Annotated in this window: 5 protein-coding genes; 3 read left to right on the top strand and 2 right to left on the bottom strand. The window is 64.2% G+C overall.

From position 1 onward, the window contains the following. Positions 1-298 precede the first annotated feature (298 nt). Entirely contained in the window at positions 299-505 is a 207-nt protein-coding gene (locus tag AC52Q4_RS13140) for a hypothetical protein (protein WP_495537249.1), read from the bottom strand. Positions 506-1,101: 596 nt separating this feature from the next. Between AC52Q4_RS13140 and AC52Q4_RS13135 the strand changes: the two genes are divergently transcribed. Together AC52Q4_RS13135 and AC52Q4_RS13130 are read left to right on the top strand one after the other, a co-directional pair. Beyond that, entirely contained in the window at positions 1,102-2,445 is a 1,344-nt protein-coding gene (locus tag AC52Q4_RS13135) for an O-antigen ligase family protein (RefSeq protein WP_495537248.1), read from the top strand. 102 nt (positions 2,446-2,547) lie between these two features. Further along, complete coding sequence (locus tag AC52Q4_RS13130; RefSeq protein WP_495537247.1) at positions 2,548-2,709, top strand: hypothetical protein; 162 nt, start codon at positions 2,548-2,550, stop codon at positions 2,707-2,709. Positions 2,710-2,758: 49 nt separating this feature from the next. Here AC52Q4_RS13130 and AC52Q4_RS13125 read toward each other — a convergent pair whose 3' ends face one another. Continuing rightward, positions 2,759-3,325, bottom strand: coding sequence for a J domain-containing protein (locus AC52Q4_RS13125; protein ID WP_495537246.1), 567 nt, complete (start codon positions 3,323-3,325; stop codon positions 2,759-2,761). Positions 3,326-3,493: 168 nt separating this feature from the next. On the opposite strand from AC52Q4_RS13125, the gene AC52Q4_RS13120 reads away from it, so the two are divergent. Continuing rightward, a partial coding sequence (locus AC52Q4_RS13120) for a GTP-binding protein (protein ID WP_495537245.1) occupies positions 3,494-4,076 on the top strand: 583 nt, incomplete at its 3' end.

The following is a 4,076-nucleotide window of genomic DNA, read 5'->3' as shown; positions in this document are numbered from 1 at the left end:
CCGCAATTGCGGTGCCGGTGGAAGGAAAAACTTGCCAAGAGCACCGCCAGCGACAATCATTACTCCCGGCCGCCGCGATCTCACCTTGATTGACGCGCCACTCACATCCAGATTGTCGCGCTATAGTGGCAGGAGCGCCAGCACTCTGCAGCCAGACCGGATTGCGGGAATAGATGAGGTCCGGGCCAGCGCGCGTTAGTTGTTGCCTGATCTGGAGTCGGCCCTGCAATCCCCGGCTCAGGGCTCCGAAGCCTGCACCCGGCGCGATGGCTGCCATTGATGCGCTCGCGCGAACAAGCTAATGCCGACTGTCATGACGGCAAAGCGCCACTTTCTCGCTGAGCCCGTAATAATCGCGCACATCGGCGGGGCTGCCCGCCCCCGCGAGGGCATGCAACGCGACCCGATGGCCGAGTGCGGCAGCAGCCTCACACATCCGACAGACGTGCACCGCATTCGCGCTATCAGAAATCAATTTCGACTGCGACAGGTAGGCGATTTTCATCTACGCGCCCCTTGCTCGGCACCAGTGGTTCAATTGAAGCATCGTGTGGCCGAGCCCCTGCGCTCAGGCTCTTGCCAACCCACCGCGTGGCTGGACAAGTCGATCAATTGCGCGCAACCTCACCTTGGTTTGGTTCGCAGGTGCCTGCAGTGAGCGCGGAGTCGGTCAAAGACGTGCTGACCTGCCATCTCGGCGCCCTCCGATTTCTGAGAGTTCCGACGCTTGCATAACGCGTGATGCGCAGACCGTGAAGTTGTCTTTTGTGCGCCGTTGTGATCCGCTGAGATGCGGTACCGCCCCGCTGAGCCATGCCCCATTGATCGGACACGTCCCTTCCCCTATCAACGGCGTTCGGCGCTGGGTCGCTCGCTAGTGGTCCGATCCCGATATTTGCAGCCCGTTGCAGCACGCGTTCGAGCAAATGTCGGAATCGTCCGGACCACTAGCAACTCTATGAATCGAGTGGAGCTTTTAAATTTAGCATTTGAAAACCAACCTGACCGCAGCCGGGACTCAAATGTTAAATTCGCTCCACCAGGGCATTTGATTCGTCATGATGACACCATCGGGAATCCAAAAAAGAGACGCCGAACGCAATGCACAACCATGCGAGCGCCTCGCCGGACCGCAAACCGTCTTCGATGCGGGTAACCGCACGGGATCACTGGATCGATCCACTGCGCGCTCCCGGCATTGCCATTCTCATAACCGCGATCTGTCTCGCACCGCTCACCGCCTCGACAACGCTGCTCGTCGCGTTCGCTGTCGCCGTTGCGGCGCGCGGCCCCTCGCTGGCTGCCTCGCTGATGCCCGCAACCGGCAAGCCGGCCGTCCTTGCAGCCCTCGCCCTGGTCGGCCTCGGCGCGGCATCGGCGGCCTGGTCCATCCGACCTCTGGCCACGCTCGAGCAGGCCGCCTATGAAGGGCTGATCCTGCTCGGGCTTCTGGCGGCACTTGCCGATACCCGGCGCCTCGATGCCGTGCGCCGGCACCGCATCGGCATCGCCTTCATCGGGACAATTCTCGCCGCGGGCCTGTTCTTTACCGTCGAGCTGGCATTCAACTACAGGCTGACCACCTTCGTGCTGCACGCCTGGCCGGATTTCATGGTGGGGAGCAACCCGCACAAGTTTACGCGGGACGACGGCTCCCTGGCTATTCCGGACAGCCATTTCAATCACCACGTAATCGTCCCGGTACTTCTGGTCTGGCCGGCCATCCTGCTGGCCTGGTCGCATATGGTCGCCCACCGGCGGACGCTTGTGATTGCCGGGCTCGGGCTGGCGGCGTTCTCCGCAGCGTTCCTTTCACAAAGCGAGACGGCAAAACTCGCCGTATCAGCCGGCGCCCTGGCGACCTTGACGACGCTCGTAATCGGACGTACCGCCGTCGTCCTCGCGGCGGCAGTCTGGACCGCGCTGGTCCTGTTGATCGTGCCGCTGTCGATTTTCGCCCACGATATCGGCCTGCACGAAGCACAGTGGCTGCAGCGAACGGGCCAGCAGCGCATCGAGATCTGGAACCGGCTGTCCATGGATGCGCTCGAGCATCCGGCCTTCGGTCTGGGGATGAAGGCGTTGCGCTATGAGGAGCAGGCGCGTGTCGCCCGAAGCAAAGCCAATAACGTGGCAAGCGCAACCACCCCTCAGCCTCGCACCCACGCCCACAACATCTATGTCCAGATGTGGTGCGAACTGGGCGCGGCGGGTGCCCTGCTGCTGGCGGGGCTGGGGCTCGCGCTGCTCTGGGTGATCCGCGCCTTTGCGCCGGTACCGCGCGCCCTCGCCCTCGGGCTGTTCACCGCGATGACCAGCACGGGGCTGACGGGCCACGACCTGTGGCAGGGCTGGATCCATTCAACCCTCGTCTGGGCCATGGTCATGTTCGCCACGGCGGCGAACCGGAGCGCCCCTTCCGGCGTTGACCAAGACGTGTCCTGAAACCGGGCCGGCCGCTGCGCCACCATATTGATCCCGGTCATGGGGACACCCGCGCCTGTTCGGACAAGCTGTGACCGGACCACGACGCAAGGGAGCCGCCCGATGGACATCATACAGAACGTGGCGCTCGTGCTCGTTGCCGCGACCGCTTTCTGGGCTTTTCTCAAGCTCAAGGAGCGGATCGAGGCGCTTGAGCACGAAGTCCGCTGGCTGCGCGAGGAACTGGACGGCATCAAGTCGACGGCCACGCCGCGCAGTCAGTGATACCGCGAAATGCTCGAGTGAATGCCGTAAACTCCTGCCGCCCGCAAGTTCAGCGCCGCGCCCCGAAGCTGGCGCGGGGACCAGTCGGCGCGCCCGCCGGCGTGGCGCGTGCCGCACCTGATCCGGACGCGGCTGCCGATCGCTCCTGCGCTTGCACCAGCCCGAAGGCGGTATTCAGCCGCCGCGACACCGCGCTCAGGTAATCGATCACCTCGCCCGGCAGATCGGTGCCCGCGAACCGGTCGGGATGGTAGGCCTTGACGAGATGGCGGTAGCTGGCGTGCACCTCTTCGCGGCTGGCATCGCGGTCCACGCCGAGGATCGCGAACGGGTCGGACTGATCGAGCCGGCGCACCTGCCTGTCAAGCTGATCGGCCGCCGGCAATGCGACGGGGCTGATGGCGCGCACGCCGGCTTTGGCCAGCATTACGGGCGACTCGCCGTAGGGCTTGAAGGCGATGAACATGTCCGCGCTGTTGAGCGCGTCGGTCAGCCGACGCGTCACCGGCACTTCGATCTCGCCGCAGACGCGGCTTCCGTCATGGAGATCGATCTGAACGGGATGGGCCTGGGTGCGGGTCGATCCGTTGCCGTCCACTGCGTTGCGTTCGAACATGGCGGATGCTCTTTTCCGGTGTTCCAGACTGGAACATGATGCCAACTCTCACCATGTGCGTTGCAGGATGCATGCAAGATCGCGCGATTGCGCGCAGCACGCTCGCCGCGGGCGCCAATATGTGGTACGGCCCTCGGCAACTCCCAATTCAACCGGGCACCCCGCACAATGGACTTGAGAAATATCGCGATCATCGCGCACGTCGACCATGGCAAGACGACCCTCATCGACGAGTTGCTGAAAGCGTCCGGCGCGTTTCGCGACAATCAGCGCGTGGCCGAGCGGGCGCTCGATTCCAACGACCTCGAACGCGAGCGTGGCATCACCATCCTCGCCAAGTGCACCTCGCTCGAGTGGGGCGATCACCGCATCAACATCGTGGACACGCCCGGCCACGCCGATTTCGGCGGCGAGGTCGAGCGCATCCTGAACATGGTGGACGGCGCGATCGTGCTGGTGGACGCCGCCGAAGGCCCGATGCCGCAGACCAAGTTCGTCGTCGCCAAAGCGCTGAAGGTGGGCCTGCGGCCGATCGTGGCGATCAACAAGATCGACAAGGCCGACGAGCGCCACGCCCAGGTGGTCGACGAGGTGTTCGACCTTTTCGCCGCCCTCGACGCCGATGACGACCAGCTCGATTTTCCGATCCTCTACGGCTCGGCAAAGCAAGCCTGGATGGCGGCGGCGCCCGAGGGACAGAAAGCGGGCATGGCGCCTCTTCTCGACCTCGTTCTCGAGCACGTCCCCGCCC

The organism is Nitrococcus sp. (assembly GCF_059432795.1).
Note: the sequence above shows the minus strand (reverse complement) of the source record. Positions and strands in the feature narration are given on the sequence as shown.